Annotated in this window: 24 protein-coding genes, 2 pseudogenes and 1 other annotated feature; of the genes and pseudogenes, 15 read left to right on the top strand and 11 right to left on the bottom strand. The window is 37.4% G+C overall.

Annotated elements, in window-relative coordinates:
• Positions 1–4: 4 nt before the first annotated feature.
• Both J7E63_RS30330 and J7E63_RS30730 read right to left on the bottom strand, forming a co-directional pair.
• Positions 5–1,489 carry a TerD family protein gene (locus J7E63_RS30330; RefSeq protein WP_215012907.1) on the bottom strand — a complete coding sequence of 495 codons (1,485 nt, stop codon included), beginning with the start codon at positions 1,487–1,489 and terminating at the stop codon, positions 5–7.
• Positions 1,490–1,680: 191 nt separating this feature from the next.
• Positions 1,681–1,800, bottom strand: a pseudogene (locus J7E63_RS30730) (hypothetical protein); the annotation flags it as partial.
• Positions 1,801–2,008: 208 nt separating this feature from the next.
• Between J7E63_RS30730 and J7E63_RS13240 the strand changes: the two are divergent.
• From J7E63_RS13240 to J7E63_RS13230, 3 genes are all read left to right on the top strand, one after another.
• Positions 2,009–2,974: an efflux RND transporter periplasmic adaptor subunit gene (locus J7E63_RS13240; protein WP_215012899.1), complete on the top strand. Its 966-nt coding sequence runs from the start codon at positions 2,009–2,011 to the stop codon at positions 2,972–2,974.
• A 123-nt stretch (positions 2,975–3,097) separates the two neighbouring features.
• Positions 3,098–3,769 (top strand): response regulator transcription factor, encoded by a 672-nt coding sequence (locus tag J7E63_RS13235; RefSeq protein WP_214712856.1) that lies wholly within the window; start codon positions 3,098–3,100, stop codon positions 3,767–3,769.
• A gap of 9 nt (positions 3,770–3,778) precedes the next feature.
• Positions 3,779–5,041 carry a sensor histidine kinase gene (locus J7E63_RS13230; RefSeq protein ID WP_215012897.1) on the top strand — a complete coding sequence of 421 codons (1,263 nt, stop codon included), beginning with the start codon at positions 3,779–3,781 and terminating at the stop codon, positions 5,039–5,041.
• Between the two features lie 56 nt (positions 5,042–5,097).
• Here J7E63_RS13230 and J7E63_RS13225 read toward each other — a convergent pair whose 3' ends face one another.
• A complete protein-coding gene (locus J7E63_RS13225; protein WP_215012895.1) occupies positions 5,098–5,991 on the bottom strand; it encodes a cupredoxin domain-containing protein in 894 nt (297 codons plus the stop codon).
• Between the two features lie 166 nt (positions 5,992–6,157).
• Positions 6,158–6,289, bottom strand: a complete 132-nt coding sequence (locus J7E63_RS30130; protein ID WP_285289932.1) for a hypothetical protein — start codon at positions 6,287–6,289, stop codon at positions 6,158–6,160.
• A gap of 152 nt (positions 6,290–6,441) precedes the next feature.
• Positions 6,442–6,658: a binding site (T-box leader), on the top strand.
• Positions 6,659–6,735: 77 nt separating this feature from the next.
• Here J7E63_RS30130 and proS point away from each other — a divergent pair.
• Both proS and J7E63_RS13215 read left to right on the top strand, forming a co-directional pair.
• Complete coding sequence (gene proS, locus J7E63_RS13220) at positions 6,736–8,166, top strand: proline--tRNA ligase (RefSeq protein ID WP_215012894.1); 1,431 nt, start codon at positions 6,736–6,738, stop codon at positions 8,164–8,166.
• 385 nt (positions 8,167–8,551) lie between these two features.
• On the top strand, positions 8,552–9,118 hold the full coding sequence (locus tag J7E63_RS13215) for a GNAT family N-acetyltransferase (RefSeq protein ID WP_215012892.1): 567 nt from the start codon (positions 8,552–8,554) through the stop codon (positions 9,116–9,118).
• A gap of 161 nt (positions 9,119–9,279) precedes the next feature.
• Here J7E63_RS13215 and J7E63_RS13210 read toward each other — a convergent pair whose 3' ends face one another.
• Positions 9,280–10,128 carry a DegV family protein gene (locus J7E63_RS13210; RefSeq protein WP_215012890.1) on the bottom strand — a complete coding sequence of 283 codons (849 nt, stop codon included), beginning with the start codon at positions 10,126–10,128 and terminating at the stop codon, positions 9,280–9,282.
• A gap of 313 nt (positions 10,129–10,441) precedes the next feature.
• On the opposite strand from J7E63_RS13210, the gene hmpA reads away from it, so the two are divergent.
• The 6 genes and pseudogenes from hmpA to J7E63_RS13180 all read left to right on the top strand — a co-directional run bounded on the left by hmpA (position 10,442) and on the right by J7E63_RS13180 (position 15,838).
• Positions 10,442–11,656 carry an NO-inducible flavohemoprotein gene (hmpA, locus tag J7E63_RS13205; RefSeq protein WP_215012888.1) on the top strand — a complete coding sequence of 405 codons (1,215 nt, stop codon included), beginning with the start codon at positions 10,442–10,444 and terminating at the stop codon, positions 11,654–11,656.
• A gap of 187 nt (positions 11,657–11,843) precedes the next feature.
• Positions 11,844–12,452, top strand: coding sequence for a DedA family protein (locus tag J7E63_RS13200; protein WP_215012886.1), 609 nt, complete (start codon positions 11,844–11,846; stop codon positions 12,450–12,452).
• A 188-nt stretch (positions 12,453–12,640) separates the two neighbouring features.
• Complete coding sequence (locus J7E63_RS13195; RefSeq protein ID WP_215012884.1) at positions 12,641–13,414, top strand: SGNH/GDSL hydrolase family protein; 774 nt, start codon at positions 12,641–12,643, stop codon at positions 13,412–13,414.
• Between the two features lie 13 nt (positions 13,415–13,427).
• On the top strand, positions 13,428–14,342 hold the full coding sequence (locus J7E63_RS13190) for an ABC transporter ATP-binding protein (protein ID WP_215012882.1): 915 nt from the start codon (positions 13,428–13,430) through the stop codon (positions 14,340–14,342).
• Positions 14,335–15,315 (top strand): ABC transporter permease, encoded by a 981-nt coding sequence (locus J7E63_RS13185; protein WP_215012880.1) that lies wholly within the window; start codon positions 14,335–14,337, stop codon positions 15,313–15,315. The genes J7E63_RS13190 and J7E63_RS13185 overlap by 8 nt, the downstream gene beginning before the upstream one ends.
• 155 nt (positions 15,316–15,470) lie before the next feature.
• Positions 15,471–15,838, top strand: a pseudogene (locus tag J7E63_RS13180) (VOC family protein).
• A gap of 168 nt (positions 15,839–16,006) precedes the next feature.
• Here J7E63_RS13180 and J7E63_RS13175 read toward each other — a convergent pair.
• Positions 16,007–16,159, bottom strand: coding sequence for a hypothetical protein (locus tag J7E63_RS13175; RefSeq protein ID WP_215012878.1), 153 nt, complete (start codon positions 16,157–16,159; stop codon positions 16,007–16,009).
• 214 nt (positions 16,160–16,373) lie between these two features.
• Here J7E63_RS13175 and J7E63_RS13170 point away from each other — a divergent pair, with 214 nt between their 5' ends.
• Entirely contained in the window at positions 16,374–16,937 is a 564-nt protein-coding gene (locus tag J7E63_RS13170; protein ID WP_215012876.1) for a hypothetical protein, read from the top strand.
• 387 nt (positions 16,938–17,324) lie between these two features.
• Here J7E63_RS13170 and J7E63_RS13165 read toward each other — a convergent pair whose 3' ends face one another.
• A complete protein-coding gene (locus J7E63_RS13165) occupies positions 17,325–17,540 on the bottom strand; it encodes a twin-arginine translocase TatA/TatE family subunit (RefSeq protein ID WP_215012873.1) in 216 nt (71 codons plus the stop codon).
• A 125-nt stretch (positions 17,541–17,665) separates the two neighbouring features.
• The gene (locus tag J7E63_RS13160) at positions 17,666–18,757 is read right to left on the bottom strand and encodes a M42 family metallopeptidase (protein ID WP_215012954.1); all 1,092 of its coding nucleotides are present in this window, start codon (positions 18,755–18,757) and stop codon (positions 17,666–17,668) included.
• Positions 18,758–18,935: 178 nt separating this feature from the next.
• Here J7E63_RS13160 and J7E63_RS13155 point away from each other — a divergent pair, with 178 nt between their 5' ends.
• Positions 18,936–19,247 (top strand): hypothetical protein, encoded by a 312-nt coding sequence (locus J7E63_RS13155; protein ID WP_215012872.1) that lies wholly within the window; start codon positions 18,936–18,938, stop codon positions 19,245–19,247.
• A gap of 36 nt (positions 19,248–19,283) precedes the next feature.
• Here J7E63_RS13155 and corA read toward each other — a convergent pair whose 3' ends face one another.
• Together corA and J7E63_RS13145 are read right to left on the bottom strand one after the other, a co-directional pair.
• Positions 19,284–20,234 (bottom strand): magnesium/cobalt transporter CorA, encoded by a 951-nt coding sequence (gene corA, locus J7E63_RS13150; protein ID WP_215012870.1) that lies wholly within the window; start codon positions 20,232–20,234, stop codon positions 19,284–19,286.
• Positions 20,235–20,430: 196 nt separating this feature from the next.
• Positions 20,431–21,561, bottom strand: coding sequence for a TIGR04053 family radical SAM/SPASM domain-containing protein (locus tag J7E63_RS13145; protein ID WP_251033515.1), 1,131 nt, complete (start codon positions 21,559–21,561; stop codon positions 20,431–20,433).
• A 411-nt stretch (positions 21,562–21,972) separates the two neighbouring features.
• On the opposite strand from J7E63_RS13145, the gene J7E63_RS13140 reads away from it, so the two are divergent.
• Positions 21,973–22,746, top strand: a complete 774-nt coding sequence (locus J7E63_RS13140; protein WP_215012869.1) for a C40 family peptidase — start codon at positions 21,973–21,975, stop codon at positions 22,744–22,746.
• Between the two features lie 113 nt (positions 22,747–22,859).
• A complete protein-coding gene (locus J7E63_RS13135) occupies positions 22,860–23,489 on the top strand; it encodes a TVP38/TMEM64 family protein (protein WP_215012867.1) in 630 nt (209 codons plus the stop codon).
• Here the strand turns inward: J7E63_RS13135 and J7E63_RS13130 are convergent.
• A complete protein-coding gene (locus tag J7E63_RS13130; RefSeq protein ID WP_308161950.1) occupies positions 23,486–23,845 on the bottom strand; it encodes a hypothetical protein in 360 nt (119 codons plus the stop codon). The genes J7E63_RS13135 and J7E63_RS13130 overlap by 4 nt on opposite strands.
• Between the last annotated feature and the right edge of the window lie 382 nt (positions 23,846–24,227).

The following is a 24,227-nucleotide window of genomic DNA, read 5'->3' as shown; positions in this document are numbered from 1 at the left end:
CTTTTTAAGATAGAAACTCTGCAGGGTTTAGGCCGAGTTCACGACAAATATCGCTAACCATTTGTTTTTCATTGTTGTCAAAATTTCCATCTGCAAAGCCGATGGCGATGCAATAACGAGCGACAAGACGAGCAATTTCTGGCTTGGTTTTGATTTTTCCAAGGGCACGAAATGCCTCGGCACGACCAAGCATCCGATCATTTTCTATTCTAGAAACAAACATATTGAATTTTTGGAGGACCTTATTTGTATCAAACACTCGTAATTCTTCACTTTGATGGACGAACTCAGTCATTTTCTGGCGTTCAGAAGCATCCAAGTATCCGTCTGCCATCGCCACTAAAGCACAGGCTGCGACCATTGCTTCGAGTACATCCTGGCTTTTATATCGATTAAAAAGTTCTTGTGCTTTTTTCTTTTGATTATTTGCCCACTCCGCGTAATCTGTTTGCGAAGGGGACCAGTTGTTGCCACAGCTATTACATGAGAACTTTAGTTGATTTTTTCCAATAAAACCACCTAGTAAACCAACAGGACCAAGGATTAACCCGCCTATTGCTGCTTTACCAAGACCGAACCCTTTCTTTCCTGTCCGAACATTTGAGGAATGGCAGCGTGGACAAATGATATCATCTCCACCATACGATTGGTGAGCATTTGTTGAAGCAGGATAGGACTGTGTCGGATATCCGTAGGCAGACTGCTGCTGATAAGATGATTCTGGCTGAAGATGAATGGGCTGCTGCTGATACGAATTTGAGCTTGATTGGTTTTGATGATATGAATTACTTTGTTGATAAGAATTAGGATTTGTTTGGCTTGGTTGATATGGATTACTCTGTTGATACGAATTAGTGCTTGATGGGTAACTTGTTGGCTGAGAAGGCGGCGTTGTTTGCACACTTGCAGGTGGGTCGTCAACGGTAATACCAAAGTTACCACATAAAGCAGCTAATCCCCCTTGAAAGCCACTGGCAATTGCATTAAACTTCCATTCACCGTTATGACGGTAGAGCTCCGCTGCCACAATTGCTGTTTCAACCGTGAAATCCCGTCCAAGGTTAAATCTCAATAATTCTTCATTTGTTTGCTCATTAAATATACGCACATAAGAATCAGAAATTTGTCCGAAATTTTGCCGTTTCGCTTGCGCATCATGGATCGTAATTGTAAAAGCAATCCGATGAATTTGGGAAGGAACCTTGTTTAAATCAATCCTGATCTGCTCATCATCCCGGGCTCCTGCACCAGTTCGATTGTCACCGCTATAGATAATGGAACCATTTCCACCTGACGGATTATTATAAAATACAAAATCCTGGTCACTGTTCACTTTCCCAGTTTGGCCTAATAAAAATGCAGAAGCATCTAAATCAAAATTGGACCCTTGCTGACTAATGTTCCAACCCAAGCCGACAACGACGTTTTGCAGTCCAGGGTGAGATTTTGTTAAATCTACTTTTTGCCCCTTGCTAAGTGTAACACCCACTTTTTTCACTCCTCTTGATTATTTTCATATGTACATTATAAATGTATTTTAAAAAAAGGGAAAAATTTCATGACAGATAAGTATCTTCATTGTTTATACCACACTTTATGTACGTGACAATAGTGAAAAAGTTTCAAAAATATATAAAGCTATAAAAAAGCACGCTGATCCATTTGATCAGCATGCATTAATTAGTTTATATGATTTGCACTATCATTATTTTTTCTAAATGGCCACCAATTGGCCTCGCCGAATGTTTTTACCATAACAGGTACAAACAGTGGGAGCACAACAAGTGAGTATAAGGCTAGTTCTTGAATAATCCGATTTTGAAATGGAATCCAAATCGTTATGCATACTTAATACCCAAAAAAGCTTGACTCTATTTGTTCAATTTATTGTTTTCCTCAAAACTTACTATCTTTTAAGGAAAAGTTAAGAAATAAACATAATAATGGGTGTAGATTAGATTATTTGGCTTCCTGGGGGGAATTCAGGACGGAAAAGGAGCAAGTTTTGATGAAAAAATGGATAATTATTGTAGGTTGTGTACTCGTTGTTGGTTTCGTTGGTTATCGATGGGATTCATTAAAGTTAGGTACACAAACGGTGTCAGCGCAAGTCAGAACAGCAGTTGTTCAAAAAGGCACGTTAAACGTCAACATTAATGGTTCGGGGACAGTTCAAGCGGTAACGAGTGAAGATATTAAAACAACGTTTAATAATAATGAAGTTGATGAAGTACTCGCAGCTGTGGGGGAGAATGTAACCGAAGGAGATGAGTTAATTACTTTTTCAGATGGAAGTGACCCTATAACAGCGCCCGCCACTGGGGTTATTACGACAATCGCAGTTTCCGCAGGAGAGCCAGTAACAAATGGACAAGTTGTTGCCCATGTCACAAACTATAAGCAATTACAAACCGTGGTTCAAATTGATGAGCTTGATATATCCAAAATTAAAAAGAACCAGCCAGTTGACCTAACCATTAATGCGTTTCCTGATCAAGTATTTACTGGTAAAGTATCTGCAATTTCTGAAGACGGAGCATCATCAAACGGAGTCTCTACTTTTGATGTTACCATTTCTATTGATAAACCAGATCAACTTAAAGTCGGGATGAGTGCGGAAGCAAGAATCTTAACAGAAAGTAAAGTTAATGCCCTTTATGTTCCACTTGATGCTGTATACACATCAAACAATAAGAAATATGTCATAGTCAATTCGAAGAGCATAGATAGTAGCACCTCTGGAACGGAGAAAAATACAGTTCAAACGGGCATCGCAAATGAAGATTATGTGGAAATAACAAAAGGAGTATTGGAAGGAGAAATAGTAAAATTACCTCAATTAGCAAAAGCGAGCTCGTCAAATAATTCAAGTAGTAATTCCCAAAGCAGAGTTTTTGGTGGAATCGGTAACGTGGGCGGAATGAACCGGAACTTTGGAGGTCAAGGACAATTTGGCGGTAGGGGTGGAAACTAAGCAGGAGATAATTTTAGCTTCCCACACACCTCTTTGAAAGGTAAACAGCGGACATGTCCTATGTTACGATTGCTTTATTTGCTATATAATTCTTTTTAGATACAAACTTAGGAGAGATCGAAAATGCGCTTATTAGTTGTGGAGGATAATCTTCCTTTATTGGAATCGATTGTTCAGCTTTTATCAGATGAGTTTGAAGTGGATCAAGCATCCAATGGTGAGGATGCCTTATTTTTAGCGATGCAAAACATCCATGATGTGATTGTACTAGATGTCATGATTCCTGAGATTGATGGGTTCGAAGTTTTACGAACGATTCGAAAGGAAGGATTAAAGATTCCTGTCCTATTCCTTACTGCAAGGGATTCCCTCGAAGATCGTGTCAAAGGCTTAGATAGCGGTGGAGATGATTATTTAGTTAAACCATTTCAAGCAGCAGAATTGAAAGCCAGAATCCGTGCCTTATTAAGAAGAAGCGGCAGCTTAACAACCAATCAAACCATTCAATTTCGCGGCATTGAATTGTTAGGGAAGGAAAGAGATATTGTCGTCGATGGTGAGCAGTTGAAACTCACGGCAAAGCAATATGAGTTATTAGAATATCTGATTCAAAATAAAGGCGCAATCCTAACGAAAGAGCAAATCTATGACCGTGTATGGGGCTTTGATTCGGATACAACAATCGCTATAGTTGAGGTATTCATGCACCACCTCCGTAAAAAATTAGAACCATCAGGCTATCATACCGATATTAAAACTATTCGTGGCGTAGGCTACATGTTGAACGAAGAATAGGGGCATCTCATGTTTCGGCAAACACTTATTAAGCTGACATTTTTAAATTCATTAGTCTTTATTGTACTTATCAGCGCACTCGGAAGCGTTATTTATTTTTACACAGAGAATAAATTATATAGGGATGTAAACCAATCGCTCCATGATTCGATTGAACATTTTCAAAAGCAGCCGGAGGGACCAGGTGAAATTCATGAGGACGATGGGGGGCCTATTCCTAAATTTATCAGGAGAGATCCCCGGATTTTGACCCTAATCTGGGATGAAAATAATCAGCTCTTGTTAGAACAAAACCGTGATTCTGAAATTTTTCAAGATAATGAGAAGCTGATTCGCCCAAAAACATTAAATACCTTAAAGGATGTTGATGTAGAAGATTTTTCGTTTAGGTATATTGCCTTCGAAGTGGACCATCCTCAATTAGGAAAAATCACTGTTCAATTCATCCGTAATGTAAACTCTGAACAAAAATTACTCGAAAGACTATTGTTGATAATGCTGATTGGTATGGGAGTTGGAATCATTTGTGCAGTTGCTTCTGGTTATTTTTTAGCAGGAAAGGCACTTGTCCCCATTAAAAATGCTTGGCAAAAGCAGACAGAATTTGTTTCCGATGCTTCGCATGAGTTAAGAACCCCATTAGCCGTCATCCAAGCAAAAACGGATTTACTATTTCGGTCTCCCGCTGCAACGATACAGGATAAAATTCTTGATGTATCAACGATTTCAAATGAATCCAGGCGACTTTCCAAATTAGTCACCAACTTATTGACACTGGCGAGATCGGACTCTGACCAAATTGAAGTGAAAAAGGAAACGTTCCATCTAAATGAACTTTTAAAAGAAATCCATCAACAATACGAAGAAATTGTAATGTATCAAGAAAAATCACTGCGGATAGAAGCAGCTGAACCTGTTACCTTTTTTGGTGATAAAGCCAGAATTCATCAACTTATCGTCATACTATTGGACAATGCGATGAAATATACTATGGAAGGAGGAGAGATCCTGCTATCGTGCGGACATACTCATTCGTCTATTTTCCTTAAAGTAAAAGATAACGGAATTGGTATTCCTGAAATGGATATCCCTAAAATCTTTGACCGATTCTATCAAAGCGATAAAGCTAGAACGGCTGCCGAGGGAACAGGATTGGGCCTGTCGATTGCCAAGTGGATTATTGAGAAGCATCATGGAAAAACAAAGGTACAAAGCACCCTTGGTAAAGGGACAACAATTGAAATTACTTTTCCAAAAACCCAAAAAAATTGAATATGTTTTTTCTAAACAAAAAGAACGAATGAAGTTGTCGTGTGCTTTTGGCATTCTTATTCAACAATAATTGTCCCTTTAAACATTTGCATCCCGCAGCTAAAGGTATATTCTCCGGACTTATCCGGAGTAAAGGTTAGTTTTGTTGTTCCAGTTTTTAGGTTGACATTGTTAATATTAAAATCAGGAATCATAAAGGTGGATATACAATTACTACGATCCAATGGATTTTTAATTTCTAGTTCTACTGGTACACCCTTTTTAACTCGAATAACATTAGGTGTGTACCCCTGTGTGGTTACTTCCATCTTTACAATTGGCTTGCTTTCCTTTGTCACATCAACTTCAGTTTTGGGAACCTCTTGACTAGTAGCAGCTTGTTGAGTGGCGGTTTGCGTTGTTTTACTTTGACCTGGAATTTCGACCATATCACTGCTATACATAAATAAAAATAATGATACTATCACAACGCCTCCTGCGATGATCGCAAATGGTGAGAGCTCTTGTGTATCAAGGGATAATTTATTATTCGATTCCACGAAAATATACATGATCACGAATCCGATAATTAAAATATAAAAACCTAACAAGATTCCAAGTAAAATAGTAGGATTAATAAATTGAAGGAAGACACCGAGAATAGCTCCAATGATTCCGCCCATTAAACCAGAAATTGATCCCATAAGGATGGCTAATATCCCAACGGGGTGTCCAGCTAAGAAACCTACGACGAAACCAATAATCATACTAACTCCGACTACTAGAAAAATCTCACCGGAAATGATGCCAATGATACTGCCGGTCAGTAACCCTGTGATTACCGCGATGACCATACTAATCATAATCCCAGATGTATTGGCTAGCTTATTTTTATGACGGTAAACAGAATAAATGGAATACCCGGTACCAATGGCAACTACAATTGCCGAAATAATCGCAAAAATATTCATTTTATGTCTCCTCAGATGTGTATGTTTTATTCATTAAATAATTTACAACATATGAGTATTATAAATGGAAATAACCCATTCAAATTTGTATTTTTAGTGATTAATATGAACGTTTTATGAATATTAATGAGGTTAAATTAGGATATGGAATAGTAGGAGATCGATTTTATTCTTTATTTTCTTTATCAAGGGTATTTTTAAAAATTCTTTTCATGGCCTCATTCTGCATCTTAATATATTCAAGTAGAAATTCTTTTTCTTCTTCCTCTTGTTGGAGATCATCCTTTTCTTTATCCAAGTAAGCCACCCCATTTTTTCTAATTACTAGCATTTTAACTGATTTATTTAGACGTTTAAAGTAAATTTGAAGGAAAATTGCTGGCTTCAGCAATATATTCCATAAATAAATTGACTTTTTTTATAATGAAATATATAATTTTCAAAAATACTATTGAAACTGTGACGGGGATTAGTAAAGTGAAAAGGTCTTACCAAGAGAGGAAACCAATGGTGCGAGGTTTCTTAAGACGGTCATTTGAACCTGCCTCTGAGTTCTGTATCGGATCCATATGAAGATACATGCGGATAATGTCCGTTATCATGGAAAGTGTATAAAGCTTTTTGCTTTATGAATTTAGGGTGGTACCGCCAGGCCTTGGTCCCTTTTTGAGGATCAAGGCCTTTTTGTGTAGAAAAGCGGAAGCGACCGTTACTTATTTAAAAAAATTTAATGAGGTGTCAAACATGGCAAAAGAATTTGTAAAAGATGTAACTGCAATGGACGATGATTTCGCCCAGTGGTATACCGATGTGGTAACAAAAGCTGACTTAATTGATTATTCAAGTGTTCGTGGCTCGATGATTATTCGACCATATGGTTATGCTTTATGGGATAATATAAAAAATGAATTGGATCGCCGTATAAAAGAAACGGGGCATGAAAATGTTTATATGCCTTTGTTTATTCCTGAAAGCTTGCTGCAAAAAGAAAAAGATCATGTTGAAGGTTTTGCACCAGAAGTGGCGTGGGTCACTCATGGCGGGTCTGAACCATTAGCAGAACGATTAGTTGTCCGTCCTACATCAGAAGTTCTTTTTTGCGAGCATTATAGTAACATCATCCATTCTTACAGAGATCTGCCAAAGCTTTATAACCAATGGGCAAACGTGGTCCGTTGGGAAAAAACAACCCGTCCATTCTTACGGACATTAGAGTTTTTATGGCAGGAAGGTCATACCGCGCATGCAACTGACGAAGAGGCTATGGAAGAAACCATTAAAATGCTAAATGTTTATGCCGCAGTTTGTGAAGAAATCCTTGCGATTCCAGTTGTAAAAGGACAAAAAACGGAAAAAGAAAAGTTTGCAGGTGCGAAGGCTACTTTTACGATAGAAAGCTTAATGCATGATGGAAAAGCATTACAGTCTGGTACATCCCACCACTTCGGCACAGGATTTGCCGAGGCATTTAACATTCAATATACTGACAAAGAAGGAAAGCTCCAATATGTGCATCAAACCTCTTGGGGCTTCACCACAAGGATTATCGGTGCCTTAATCATGGTGCATGGCGATGACCGCGGCCTTGTGATTCCGCCAAAAGCTGCACCAACTCAAGTGATGATTGTGCCGATTGCTCAGCATAAAGAAGGCGTTCTTGATTTTGCCTATGAGTTAAAAGAGTCTTTATCAAGTGTTGTACGTGTAGGGATTGATGCTAGTGATAAAAAGCCAGGCTGGAAGTTCAATGAGTATGAAATGAAAGGTATTCCAGTCCGTCTTGAGGTGGGACCTAAAGATATCGAAAACAAGCAAGTGGTCCTAGTAAGACGCGATACTTTAGAGAAAGTGTTTGTTCCACTGGACCAATTAGAAACGAAGCTTGTTGAGTTATTAGATGAAATTCAAACAAATTTATATAATAAAGCACTTACTCATCGTGAAGAAAGAACCACTGTTGCTGTAACACTTGATGAGTTAAAGCAATCACTCGAAGCAAAACCAGGTTTTATCAAGGCCATGTGGTGCGGCGAATTAGCTTGTGAGGAAAAAATTAAAGAAGATACAGGGGCAACATCTAGATGTTTGCCATTCGAGCAAGAAAAAGTATCTGACAAATGTGTATGCTGTGGAAAAGAAGCCAATAAAATGGTTTATTGGGCAAAAGCATACTAAAAATAGCAAACTTTCGGGCTCTTCCTGGTTGGGAAGGGTCTTTTTTATTTTATATTGTGCTGCAACAGTGACCGAAATTAAGTTTATGAGCGAATTTTTCGATTGAATGGGCGGATTTCTTGGTTTTATGAGCGAATTTATTAGTTGAATGGGCGATTTTCTCAGTACAATGAGCGAATTAAACTTTCGATGTATCAGCAGATTTTTCAATCAGCGGATTTATTGATTCAATCAGCGAATTTCTCAATTCAATCAGCGAATTTAATGATTTAATCAGGGAATATTCCCATTCAATCAGCGAATCGGCTCCTCCATATTTTTTTCTGAAAAAAGGAATGAACAATGATCGTAGCGAATTGTTTATATTCAGAAGGAGGATAAGATTATGAAACCAATACTACTAGACTTTCCAAATCAATTTTATACAGAAAGATTATTCATTCGCATGCCACTACCCGGAGATGGTAAAGCTGTTTACCATGCAATGCAGGCATCATTAAACGAACTAAAAGATTGGATGCCTTGGGCCCACCGGGAGCAAACCGAGGAAGATGTAGAAGTAAACATGCGTGAGGCACATGCTAAGTTTTTAACTCGCGAGGATTTGAGGTTACATATCTTTAATAGGGAAACAGGAGAATTCATCGGTTCTTCTGGATTGCACAGGATCAACTGGAATATCCCGAAGGTTGAAATAGGTTACTGGATCGATACACGCTATAGTGGGCAGGGGTATATAACGGAAGCGGCAGGGGCGATTACGAAATTTGCCTTTAATGAACTCAAAGCAAAACGGGTTGAAATTCGTTGTGACTCAAAAAATATCAAAAGTCGGGCCATTCCTGAACGCTTAGGGTTTACCTTAGAAGGCATTTTAAGAAATGATGAAATGTCTGCGGACAGAAAAGATCTACGTGATACATGTATTTATGCAAAAATAAATAATAGGTAATACAGCAAAAGAGTACTGATTTTACAGTGCTCTTTTGCATGAACTTATTGAAAAACTCTAGCTACGGGGATTTAATCAAGGAAATATCTTTTTAGATAATAAGCTTTTTCGAAAAATTAATATTTTCATATGTATTAGATCCCCCAGTCCTTTCCTTTTCATTATTCACACACCCACGAAAGTCCAAGCGTTCCTACCCCAGTATGTACTCCTGCCACAGTAATCAGCATCATTAATTCAGTTTGGATATCAGGGAAGGTTTCGTTGACTAATTGTTCAAGCCCGGCAGCTCTCTCGATATCATTAGCATGAACGATAGCAACTTTTCTAACATTCGATGTTTCCAAGTCTGATTGTAAATTATTAATCAACCAGGAAAACGCTCTTTTTTCGGTGCGAACCTTATCTTTAATCTTAGCGCCACCGTCTTCAATCGCTAAAATCGGCTTTATATTAAATAATGAAGCTAGTATTGCTTGGCCGCCGGATACTCTGCCGCTTTTTTTGAGTTGGTCCAGATTTGAGGGGACTAAATATAAGCGTGTATTGTCGCGTAGTGCATTTAATTCTGCGACAACCTCACCGCTCTCTCGTCCTTTTTCCACAAGTTCGATCCCTTTTTTTATTAAAAAAGAAAGAGGGTAGGAACCTGTCATGGAATCAATCGGAAACAGTTTAAAATCAGCCATTTCTGCTGCCATTACAGAGGTTTGAAACGTCCCTGATAAGAGACTGGAAGCATGAATGGCTATTCCGTAGTCATAGTCTTCCTTTAACCTTGTATAAAGTTCCACAAAATCACCCAGGGCAGGCTGGGAGGTTTGAAATTTCGAATCCTCATGTTTCATTCGCTCATAAAACTCTTTTTGTGTAATATCTATTGTTTCCTTGTAGGATTCTTGGTTAATTACAATGTTAAGTGGAACTACATGTATATTATTTAGCTCGATAGACTCTTTGCTTAGCGAAGCTGTTGTGTCAGTAATCCATGCAATTTTTGCTGCATTCATCTTAATCCTCTTCCTCCAGTGAAATCTCTTATTTCTATATCATATAATCTAAATATTGCTCATTACACATATTAGTTTTATTCCCTTTGTTTTTGATAACTAGATTCAACATTACAAGAAGGAATATTAACCAACAAGTTATATTTGTCATGTTAAAATATGAAAACTTTGTGAAGTTTTTAGGCGAGAAACACTAAAAAGTACCTAGTTCGAATTATTCAAAAATAGTAGTCTGTGATTTAAATCACTTATTTCGTGCGTTAAATATCATATAATCACTATGGAAACAGTGAAATATATAGGGAGTGTTAAAATGTTAAATCAAAAAACGATTGAAATAATCAAATCAACTGTACCTGTTTTAGAAAAACATGGGGAAAAAATTACAACTCGATTTTACCAATTGATGTTTGGCAACCATCCTGAATTATTAAATATATTTAATCATGCTAATCAAAAACAAGGCAGACAGCAAAAAGCATTGGCTGGAACGGTATATGCCGCAGCCATGTATATCGATAATCTGGAAGCTATTCTTCCAGTAGTGAAGCAAATTGCACAAAAACATAGAAGCCTTGGCATCTTGCCTGAACATTACCCGATTGTCGGCAAACATCTACTGCTAGCGATTAAGGATGTATTAGGTGATGCAGCAACAGACGAGATTATTGACGCATGGGCCCAAGCGTATAATGTAATTGCAGATGTTTTTATCAGTGTAGAAGCAGAATTATATGATGAAACTGAAAATCAACATGGTGGTTGGAAGGGATTTCGCAACTTTATTGTTGACCGTAAAGTAGTTGAGAGTGAAGTGATCACCTCGTTTTACTTAAAACCAGAAGACAACAAAGGAATTGCCGATTTTACCCCTGGCCAGTATATTAGTATCAAGCTAGAAATAGCAGGTGAAAAGTTCACACATATTCGTCAATACAGCTTATCAGATGCTCCAGGTAAAGACTATTACCGAATCGGTGTAAAACGCGAAGCGGGAACTGCAAACCCAGACGGCATGGTATCTAATTACTTACACAATGGAGTGAGCCAAGGAGATATTTTAAAAGTAAGTGCTCCTGCAGGGGATTTTGTTCTTGATACTGATAAGAATACTCCAGTTGTGTTACTTAGTGGGGGTGTTGGTTTAACACCAATGATGAGTATGTTAAAAACAATCGTTGAGTTCCAGCCAGAACGTAAGGTAACATTTGTCCATGCGGCAGCAAATGGGAATGTACATGCTCTAAGGGACGAAGTAGAAGAGGTATCTATGCTTGAAAACGTACATTCCTTTTTCTTTTACGATTCACCGACAGAAGAGGATCGCAAGAATAATCGCTTTGATGTTGAAGGCTATGTAACCCGTGATTGGCTGAAAGAAAAGATCACTACCAAGGACGCTGATTTTTATTTCTGTGGACCCGTTCCATTTATGAAAGCTATTAACCGTTCATTAAAAGAATTAGGGGTAAATCAAGAAAAAATTCACTTTGAATTTTTTGGTCCTATGGGGAATTTAGAAGAATAACAGAGAAAAAAGCCGATTTCTATAGAAGTCGGCTTTTTTTTGTAGTGACTTACGAACAGCCTTTCTTAAAAATATAAATTTGAATCTATAAGTCGATAACTATATTAGAGAAGTTTGGATAAAATACCAATAAGAATTAATGCCATATCAATGCCAAATATCCCTTTTAGGAAAGGAGCAAACATTATTGCATTTTTTAACGACGATCATAAACGAGTACGGGTATCTTGTTCTTTTTCTTTCCATTACACTAGGTATATTTGCACTTCCGATTCCGATGGAAGCAATGTTGGCATATGCAGGATTTTTATCTTTTCTTGGAAAGCTTAATTGGTTGGGAAGCATTCTCGCTTCTGCAGCTGGATGTACGCTAGGAATGTTGCTTTCCTATTGGGTAGGCTGTAAGCTTGGGATTCATTTTTTTGAAAAGCATGGGAAGCGGCTGCATTTAGAGCCAGATCGTTTGAATTCAATTTCAAACTGGTTAAGAAAATATGGCAATAAAATATTAATCATTGCCTTGTTTATTCCAGTATTTAGGCATTTTATCGGTTATTTTTCAGGAATCACACGTTTACCAATTAGGGTTTATACCTTGTATACAGGGCTTGGGTCAGCGATTTGGGTTTCTAGTTTTATCTCTTTAGGAAAAATACTTGGTCCTCAATGGGAAGTTTTTTTTGAGCTCATCAGGAAATATTTAATTTTAACTAGCGTAGTTATTGTCATTTTAATTGTAATTATTTATGGGATTAGGAAATTAAGGAATGTAGTTATAGAAACAGGAACCAAATAGGAGAACCAATTTAGATCAAAGGAGTCCTCTCAACGGTTCCTTTGATTTTTATTTAGAGAAAATAGTTGTAGAAGTTAACAATTTTCGAACTTTATGTATTTTATACGATATATGGTCCTTGAAAGTTTGATTCATATCTCAACTATGATTAAATTAAATAGAGAAATGGCCAGAAAGGATGATATTTAATGAATAAAAATGTCATACGTTCGATCACGGGCATAGCTGTATTATTTTGCCTCCTCTGGCTGATCGGGCTTGGCTGGGCGGTAGGGGAATTTTATGCTGGAAAACCAGAAAGGGTTCCAGAAGCAAAAATCGTTTCCAAGGTGGAAAATAAAAAAGGGTTAACCATCGTGGCGTTAGGTGATTCGTTAACTCGAGGAACAGGCGATGAAACCGGAAAAGGATATGTGGGTGTCTTGATTGATGAAATCAAGGGAAAAACAAAGCGTCCGGTACAGCTTACCAACCTTGGAATCAATGGACAGAGATCTGGATCTCTAAGGAAGCAAGTACAGGAAACAGAAGTAGGGCGCCAAATTCAAAAAGCTGATATTGTCCTAGTGACGATTGGCGGAAACGACTTGTTCCGCAGGGGGCAAGGCTTAAGCGATTTTAAAACTGAAGATATTGCAGCGATTGAGAAAAAATACCTGGATAATTTGAAGTTTGTTTTTGCGCAAATACGTAAAAACAATCCAAATACCAATGTGTTTTTCATTGGTTTGTATAATCCGTTTATTGAATTAGAGCAGGGAAAAGAGATGTCGAAAGTGGTCCGCCACTGGAATTACGATAGTGCAGAAGTCAGTGCCTCTTTTCCAAAAATCGTGTTTGTACCAACCTTCGACTTGTTTGAGTTAAAGGTGAATGACTACTTATATTCCGACAAGTTTCATCCAAACTCAAAAGGGTATCGTTTAATTGCCGAACGGGTAGCCTCATTGCTTACCTGGTAAGGAGAGGAATTCGATGGAGAAAAAAATTACACTATCTGTAAAAAATCTTAAAAAAGTAATTGGAAAAAAGGAAATTATCAAGGGATTGACTTTCGATTTACTGGAAGGAGAGGTATTTGGCTTCCTAGGCCCAAATGGAGCAGGGAAAACAACGACGATCCGCATGCTTGTTGGATTAATCAAACCCACATCCGGCAGCATTCACATTTGTGGCGCGAATATAGAAGAGAATTTTCAAGGAGCAATGACCAATCTTGGTTGTATTGTCGAGAATCCAGAATTATATCCCTATCTTTCCGGGTATAATAACCTCCTTCATTTTTCCAGAATGCTCGAAGGAATCGGAGAACAACGAATTAAAGAGGTTACTAAACTTGTTGGTTTAACAGAAAGAATTCATGATAAGGTAAAAACCTATTCCTTAGGGATGAGACAACGTCTTGGGATTGCTCAAGCCTTATTAGGGAGACCAAAAGTGCTGATTCTTGATGAGCCAACTAATGGGTTGGATCCGGCAGGAATCCGTGAAATGAGACAATTTATAAGGTTTCTTGCAGAGGATGAAGGCTTAAGCGTCTTAGTTTCCAGTCATTTGCTAAGCGAAATTCAACTTTTGTGTGACCGTGTCGCGATTATTTCAAAAGGGACGATTATACGAACGGATACTGTCCATCAACTGCTGGCAAATCGCGAGAGAGTCGTTTGGCAGGTTCATCCGCTTGAAAAGGGTAAGGAAGTATTAAGTTCGTTAACCAAAATTGATGTAACAGAAGATGGTACCATACTTACAGAATTTAATGAACATAAGATACCACTATGGAATAAGCAGTTGGTTGAAGCAGGAATTGCTGTGACTGAAATGAATCGAAAAATGCCAGTCCTGGAAGATTTATTCCTCGAACTTACGGGGGGTGATACGATTGAATAAATTGATTCAAAATGAAATGATGAAACTGATTGCCAAGAAGCGGCTTATTGTTATTGCTATCATTATTGGCGTTCTTGTCATGTTATTTACATATGCACAATATAAACAAGTTCAAACACAACGAGAAAAATTGGGAACTAGTGATTGGCGAACAATTTTACAACAGCAAATTGTTGATACGACCAATCGTTTAAGCAGCAGTCGGATTACCGATGAATGGAAGAAACAACTGCAAATCTCCCTGCAGCAGCAACAATATTATCTGGATCATGATATTAATCCTTCTGAGCCTGGTGCACCAACGTTTATGAGGATTTTCTTAGAAAACTCCATTGATCTCTTTATTCCATTAATGGTCATGGTCATTGCCAGTGATTTGGTTTCATCCGAGCACAGTTTAGGATCAATTAAACTGCTATTGACGAGGCCGGTCAAACGATGGAAGGTACTCTTAAGTAAATATTTGACGCTTTGCTTAGCCATTTCTTTAATTATTGCGATCGCAGGAATCCTTTCTTATTTGATTTCTGGTTTGGTGTTTGGGTACAAAGGCTGGGGAGCACCCATTTTAACAGGCTTTAATGTGACCGAAACAGGCTTAAATACTTCAGAAGTAAAACTTATGGAGCAATGGAAATTTTTGTTAATGGACTTTGGACTGGTATGGTTTGTCTCAATTGTCGTCGGTACATTATCCTTTATGCTGTCGGTTTTGATTCGTAGTACGGCTGCCGGCATGGGTGTCATGCTTGCCTCCTTAATCTCAGGAGCTATATTAACGAACATGGTATCCTCCTGGGAATCTGCCAAGTACTTTTTTATGGTTAATTTACGGTTAACCGATTATATGAAAGGAACAGCACCTCCGATTGAAGGCATGGATCTTTCATTTTCCATCCAAATCCTCTTTGTGTGGTGGGCAGTTGCCTTATTCGTTTCATTTTTTGTTTTTACAAAAAGAGATGTTTATTAAGAAAAGCTTCAGCGCCTAGGCGCCGGAGCTAGACAAAAAAGGCTATTTCCGTATCGGGAATAGTCTTTTTATTTATACCAAATAACGAAAGTTCGAACTTGAAAGAATATTATAAAATTAATAAAATATGAGAGAGGATAATTGGAGGAGTGTCTATGTCATTTGCAATAAAAAAGATCGATCATATTCAACTTGCTGGCCAAAGGGCTGTGAAGAAACCGCAAGGGAATTTTTCAATGGAATTCTGGGATTAATTGAATTAGAAAAGCCAGCAGAATTAAAGAAACGCGGCGGGATTTGGTTTGAATTTGGGACCTTTCAACTTCACATTGGGGTAGAGGAAGCATTTTCACCTGCTAAAAAAGCACATCCTGCATTAGTGGTAGAAAATATCGAGGAATTAAAAGGTCATCTACGTGAAAAGGGAGTTTTATATACAGAGGACGATCTACTTCCAGGGGCGAGCAGAATTCATGTACATGATCCGTTTGGCAATCGAATTGAATTATTAGAATGGCTCTAGAAATTACGTTGAGATATAAAATACAGCCCCACTCCAGAAATTTGGAATGGGGCTGAATGCCTTAAATTGGGGGATTGAAGGCACATTTCTTAGGGATGATTCTATTCAATTTCCAGCAGGGGGAGGGGACCCCAGCCGGAAGGAGATATGCATAAATAATGGTTAGGTTTACTGTTTCACAGTAACCTTCACTGGTTCTCTACTTACACCAAAGTGTTGCTTGAGTATTAATGAAGGACCGCCAAGATTAAACAGGTAGCGGGCTTCAATGACTAGTTTCATAAAGGCACCAATTAAGCCGGATAAACGAACATTCCCCACTTTACCAACGCCAAGCTAATGCTCTTGTTATCTTGTGAAACATTTCACATATCTTCTCTGTTTTTAGAATACGATAATCCAAATAAAATCTCAAGTGTTTTATAACTAAATTTTTGTCAAAATGGTAAATTTTTTTTGACCAACTGGGAATGATAATTCCGTACCGTTAAAAAAAGGTTTATTTTACTAATTAAAAAATCGGAAGGAGATAATTATGAAGTTTAAAATGTTACTTTTATCATTAGGATTATTATTTTCTGTGCCTGGAATGGCTGGAGCAAACCAAACGGTGCCTGACACCAATAATGGGGGGCAAAGGGAAAAAGCACCTTGTGATTGTAAAGAGGGCAGAGAGCATCATATGATGCATAAAGATTGGCAAGCAAAGATGGTAGAAAGAGAGAAAATGCTTCTTTCATGGGTAGATCAGTATACTCCGGATAAAAAAGGCGAGTGGACAACAGTCCTTGCGGAGAAGAAAACACTAAGTAACCAATGGATGAGTCCTGAAAATGCTGGAAAACGTGAGCAATGGAAAAAAGATAAAATGGCGAAAATAGAAGAACTAAAAAAACAATTTGATGCAGGTAAGTTAACAAAAGAGGAATTTATAAAACAGGCACATGGCGGAAAAGAAATGTCACATTGGAGGACATTCCATGAATTAAGGAATGCCGTTGAAAAGAAAGACAACAAACAGGCCGTGTTACTTCTAAATCAACTGTTAGATCAAACAAAACAGCATAATCAAAAAATCAAAGAATTACTGAAAAAGTAATGAGCTTCTATCGAAAAACTAATTCAAAGGGATTAGTTTTTTCTTTGTTTAAACAGTTCAATCTTCAATTATTCAACCTCTTCATGATGACAAGATGTCAATAATTACTGCTGTTAAAATAACTTATTAAAGGGAATATTTAAGAATGATTAATTCCGAGGAGGTATGAAATGAGAAGGAAAAATTTAATGATGACCACCGTTGCACTAGGTGCTGCATATTTACTTCGTAATCCAAAATCCAGGCAAAAATTAATGAATCAATTTCAATCATTTACTAAAAAATAATCCAAAAAACATCCTCCTCAATCAGTTGATGGGGATGTTTTTTGGATGTTTTTAATGATGCAAGAAATTTCCTATGATTGACGATAATAAGTTATAAAACTTATTTTTTTAAACTAATTGTTTCTTGTTTAGTCTCTTTGATTTCCTCTTTTATCTCTTCCTTTATATCGTCAGCAATTCCATCAGTTGCTCTTTTAAATTCGCGAATTGATCTGCCGAAAGCACGGCCAATTTCAGGCAGCTTGTTTGGACCGAAGACAACTAAGGCTACGATTAAAATCAAAATTAACCCTGGTACACCAATATTAGAAAACATATTTTCATCTCCTAGTGATGAATGTTAGTTAAACCAGTGTCTATTATACCTTTTTATCATTAATTGTACAAAATCTAAATGGAATCGTAAAAAAACCGGTGGACCGACCACCAGCTTTAATAGTCCTATCTGATTAAATCTGATTGAATGTAATAATACAGTAGTTTGGACGTGTTATCAATGGAAGATTCGTGTGTACGCTCGAATGCATGTGATGAATCGATGCCAGGTCCGATTAGACCATGGACAATATCATGACCAGAGCGGATCGCTGCTGAGGCATCTGAGCCATAAAAGGGATAGATATCTAATTTGTATTGGATATTGTTTTCTTCTGCTAGTCGAACTAAGTTTTTTCTCAACCCATAATGATAGGGTCCACTTGCATCCTTCACACAGATCGAAACAGTATACTCATCTGTCGATTGTCCGTCGCCCATTGCTCCCATATCGACCGCTAAATATTCCACCGTTTCAGGGGTGATATTTGAGTTACCGCCGTATCCGATTTCCTCATTGTTAGAAATTAAGAAATGGGTTGTATATGGAAGGGTAATATTTTCAGTCTTAATTTTCTTTATTAATTGCAGAAGAATGGCCACACTTGCTTTATCGTCCAAATGGCGGGATTTAATGTATCCGCTTGGTGTTACTTCTACACGTGGGTCAAATGAAACAAAATCACCGACCTCAATTCCCAATGCACGAACATCCTCAGCAGTATGTACTTTCTCATCAATTCTAATTTCGATATTTTCCTGATTTCGCTCAGCTTTCCCAGCATCTTTATAAACATGGACTGATGTTTGGTGCATCAAAATGGTTCCAGAATATTTTTTGCTGCTGCTGGTTTCGATTTGGCAATATTCTCCTTCAATCGAGTTATATTTAAATCCGCCAATCAAGTCAATTTTCAAGCGACCATTTGACTTTACTTCCTTTACCATCGCACCGAGAGTATCTACATGTGCCGTAAGCATACGGTGCTTACTTGAATCACTACCTTCAATTTTGGCTATTAAACCGCCTTTACGGTTTCTATAGGATTTGATTTGTAAGTCAGCAAGGTAATTTTCAACAAAGGTAATCACATCATTTGTGTTTCCTGAAGGGCTTGGTATGGATACCAAGTCAGTGATTAATTTTAACGTTTCTTGTGGATTTATAGTAGGCAAAGCAATTACCCCTTTCTGTTTTCTTTCACTAATATTATACATAATTACGAAAATGATGTGTCTAGATACGATTATTATCAACTTTTCCTTAGGTGATGCATAGGTTAACAAGTATTAAATTTTTTTAAATAGGAATAAAAAATGACGGTATGGGCATGAATGGAACTATTCTAACTATTTAAAAAACTAATTGAATATATACCAATGGGAGGAGAAAAAGTTGACCAGAGCCGAATTATACCACTCTAAGCCGAAGCAATCATCCTATAAGGGTATATTTTTTTTCATATTAGCTTGTATTGTATTAACCGCCGGTTTTTTTGTTTTTCGTTATTTCTATCAAAACACAATTCGAATTGAAGCACCAATTGAAAATCCGGGACCAAAGGTGGTTATCCATCTTCCAAACGGACAAAAGGTCTATACGTATGAGAATCTAATTTTTGAAAAGGATGGGAAAACCTATTATAAGGGTGAGCGCAACACGATTGATTTAACAGGGGGAACCGTTGACTTTGAAGAGTGGAAATAAGTAGAAGTCAAGAAAGACTAGCGGAAGCTAGTCTTTTTATTTAAACCATCCCTTTTTCTTAAACCAAACTGACATGCCGATCGCTACAAGAATCATCAGCCCAATGGTTGCGAAATATCCATATTTCCATGTCAACTCAGGCATATAATGAAAGTTCATCCCATATAGACCTGCAATAAAGGTGAGAGGCATGAAAATCGTGGTAATAACGGTAAGGACCTTCATTACATGATTTGTTTGGTGTGAATTTATCGAAATATAACTATCCCTGATGTCCGTGGTAAGTTCACGGTTTGCCTCAATCATCTCTGTTAATTTTAATAAATGGTCATGAATATCAGAATAGTATTCCCTTTTCCTCTGTATGGAAGTCATTCGCTGAGAATTTAGGACCCTGTAAATTAGATCGCGCATCGGTGTAATGGTATGCCTCAAGGATAGGAGGTGGTGTCTAGTGTCAAATAAATCCTCGAGCAATGCCTCCATGGTTCTTCCTTTAGAATTCTCGTCAATTTCATTTAATCGATCTTCAATTTGATAGACAAGTGGGAAATAATTATCTACCATTTTATCAAGTACAAGGTAAAAAACATGGGATGGATCCCACGTTTCTATGTTAGTCGATAAATTCAAACGTTTCCATACTTCCTCAATTTCAGTTGAAAATTTATGATGAAAAGTAATTATGTAGTTTTTGCTAAGAAAGAAATCAATTTCTTCCCGAGTAATCATCTGTTGATTAAGTGCTTGTGTAACTAAAAAAGTGTGATCTTCATAATAATCAAGCTTTGGTCGCTGTAAAGTATGGATACAATCCTCAATGGCTAGTGGGTGAAAGGAAAGTGGGGTTCTTAGGAATTCGATTTCTTCGGTGGTTGGCTGATGAAAATCAATCCAATACCATTGAAAATCTCCTCTTATCAGTTCCTCAATGGAAAGATCCGTTTTCAATTGGTTAGTTTGGGATATCGCTATTGTTCTAATCATGTTAACTCCTTAGTTCGTTCGATTATCATTCCATAAAAAGATATTATGTATAACCTTATCATAACTTTTATTGTTCAATTTTCAAAATTATATAAGGAGTTTCCCTGTCTGTATTGTCCATTTCGAAATTGAGGGATTTAATGGAAAAAAAGAGGCATTCTATATAGCAGAATGCCTCTTTACTAATTAATAATGGTTATACGATCGGTGAAGTTTCTTTATTCCGCATCGCTTGTGGTATATAAACACAGAACGGTTCACTTTCCATATAATCGCCTGTTACGGCATAAGTTCGTGAGCGGGAACCGCCGCACATTTTGTTGTATTCACAGACGCCGCATTTGCCTTTGTAGTTATCAGGTTGACGTAGTTCTTTAAATACTTTTGCCTCACGATAAATTTCTGCAAGCGGGGTATCACGGATGTTACCACCGACAATAGGAAGTAATCCACTTGGCATAACATCTCCAATATGGGAGACAAAGGCGAAGCCATTGCCATCATTTACGCCTTTTGGTGCACGCTTCAAGCCATCATGCATGGAAGCAAAATCAGTTGTAATCGAGTCTTCGTAATGAATTTCACCTTTTTCAATTAACTGGTCGCGCGTTTTTTGCTGTAAAACAACCCTGCGGTAATGTTGTGCTGCGGTAGTTTTAATATCATATGGTGCAGTTTTGCTTAATTCATACAACCAACGAAACACTTTTTCATGCTCAGCAGGAGAAATACATGCATCCATTTGTCCTCTGCCTGTTGGGACAAGTAAGAAAATATACCACATAACTGCGCCTAGCTCGCCAACTAGTTTTGCCATTTGCTCAAGCGAGTCATAATTATAACGAGAGATTACTGTATTGATTTGGAGCGGCATGTCTAATTCATTTAAGTATTTAATTTTTTCAACGGTTAAATCAAATGATCCAGGGGTCCCGCGGAAATGATCATGAATCTCTGGTGTTGGACCGTCTAAACTAAAGCCCCAGCGTGAGAGTCCGACATCTTTGAACTGTTTCATTTTTTCTTTTGTTACATTCGCTGTGGCACTAGGTGTCATCGAAACGCGCATCCCTTTTTTAATTGCATAAACAGCAAGTTCATAAAGGTCTTCTCTCATCATACAATCCCCGCCTGTAAAAACGAGCATTGGATTATCCATCTCATAAATTTGATCAATTAAATTGATGCCTTCTTTATGTGAAAGTTCCCATGGATCTGGAGTAAGCTGCGCATCAGCACGACAGTGAATGCACTTAAGCTGACAGGCTCTCGTTACTTCCCAAATAACGATAAATGGATTTTTATCATAATCTATTACATTTCTCATTCCATGAGGGTGCCCCATAGCATGAGGATGTCCTTTTCCTATTCCTTGCATCATCATCACCCAAATTCATTAATATTTATAAACTATAGGTTTATTATAGGTTTATCAGCCCACAGTGGATGGGAGTATTGTTACAATATTTCTACATCCTAGTGAGAATTATGTGATATCTATAAAAATCATAAACTTCTTTTGTATTACATTTATGTTACAAAAACATTAATAAATAATGTAAGATTCCATGAAAAACATGATATATAGTGGATAGTTACATAGTTGTGTTTGTTATATTTACGGTTTTCTTTTCTAGTATTGGATTTTTTTACCTTGTAAGCCATATCCTTGGTGTTTATTCCATCCTTAATGTTCGTTTATGATGTAGTTACACAAACGAATTGAAAGGGTGCTACGATGAAAAAACATCTATTATCATTCGCAGCAACGGCGGGGATCCTGTTTACTACATTTGTTGGTTCTGCTAGTGCACATGAAAATATTTATACTGTCCAATCGGGAGATACACTTTGGAAGATTTCACAAGCAAACAAAGTCACGGTTGCTGACTTGAAAACTTGGAATCACCTAACAAGTGATAATCTCTATGTAAATCAAAAGCTATCATTATTAGCACCACACAGCCACGAACTAGTTCCACCTACCTATACGGTCCAAAAAGGGGACACACTTTACCTTATTTCAGTGCGCTACAAACTTTCCATTGCCCAGCTTAAATCATTGAATAACCTCACATCAGATATGATCTATGTAGGACAAGTCTTAAAGGTAACTGCGGGTGGTACATCAAATCCAGTACCTGCACCAACAGTATTAAAGGCGCAACTGGTGATGGATGAAGCCAAAAAATACATAGGAACACCGTATTTATGGGGTGGCAATACGCCGGCAGGTTTTGATTGCAGTGGTATGACCAGTTATGTATTTAATAAAGTTGGAGTAACCATTCCACGAACGGCAGCAACACAATGGTCTGGACTGAAAGCTGTCAGCAGCCCAAAGCCTGGAGATCTAGTATTCTTTGAAACATATGCTCCTGGTCCTACACATGTAGGGATTTATTTAGGAAACAACCAATTCATTCAAGCGGGATCAAAAGGTGTATCGATTGCAGATATGACAAATTCCTACTGGAAGCCAAGGTACCTTGGTGCAAGGACTGCATTTTAATTGTGATAAGTAGAAGGGTCTTTCAACATTGAAAGGCTCTTTTTATTTTTTCAAAATTAAAAATATAGTATGATAAGACTAATTAAAAAAATTGAAGTGAATGGAGTTGTCGGATGTATAAAAGAATTTTAAGTATAGGGATATTGCTAGTAATTATTGCGATTGGTTTTTTCCAAAAGGATGAATTACTGCATCTTGTTAAACAAGGCGGGGCCTTATCGATTTTCATTAGTATGTTATTAGTGTCGATATGTGTCTTTTTTCCTATCATCCCGTTTCCAGTATTAGCAGGAATGATCGGAGCCGTATTTGGAACGGCCCAAGGGATGCTTGTATCCTTAACGGGGGCCATGGCTGGGACGATGGCTTTCTTCTTCTTATCCAGGTATGGTTTTCGCGATTTTGCCCAGGATAAACTGATGAAATATCCAAAAGTTCAGGAATACGATGTGTTTTTAAACAGAAATTCCTTTGTAGCGATATTAACCTGTCGATTAATTCCTATCATTCCAGCACCGGTTGTCAATATCATTTGTGGATTAAGTCATGTGAGATGGCTAACATTTTTTACCGCATCCATAATCGGAAAAGTTCCAAACATACTGCTTTTGTCGTATGCAGGTGCTTCATTTAGTAACAACAAGCTTTATTCTTTCGGACTTTACGGCGCCTATATGGTCATCATTATCCTGATTAACTTTGTTATTGTTTATCGAAAGCAGGCAAAGAATTCTCTTGATTAAACAACTTCTTGAATATTTAAATCATTTTGTTCCTCAACGGAGATTAGTTCCTTAAAGAAGCTTTTTAAAATAAGCCACTTAGCTGGATAGCTGTAAATAAAATCTTCGATCACCTGTGAGGAGTAATACAAAAAACAATCGATAGGAACTTTTTCTTTTTTTAAATCGTATAAAAGTGCATGTGGAATGGTGTAATAGTCATTCAACTGGTAGGGGTTGAACTTTACTACTTGAATTTTTTGGTCGTGGATCATCTTCTTTAAGGATTGTTCTTGAACTGAAATACTTTCTTCCTTTGTTAGACCATTTAAACAAATACGATCATTGATAAAATAAATTCCCTTCAAATACAACACCTCATCTATTTCCTTGATTGGTATTGTTATTGACAGGGTTTAAGAGAAGTATACTTATCCAGGTGTAGAAATTTCTATAAAAAAATTACCCGGCCATGGGGCCGGGTATTCAAACTAATCTATATTTTAAGGGGGCGGAGGTTTAAGGTTCTTCCGTGAACCTATTAATATCTTAACGAAAAATTATTAATAAATTATGAACGAAAGATTAATAGTTTAAGAAAAGATAAGGTGATTAAATGAAAGATTTCCATTGTTGTGCGACATGCAGGCATTTTAAAGCAGAAAAAAAGCCAGAGGGGATGCACTACTTTTGTAGTCGTTTAGGCTTTGAGACAAAAACGAACTACCAATTTAATTGCTGGAGTCCGAGAGAAAATAT

This window comes from Bacillus sp. ISL-75, from assembly GCF_018613095.1.
The sequence above is the reverse complement of the archived record's forward strand: the minus strand, read 5'-3'. Positions and strand labels throughout refer to the sequence as shown.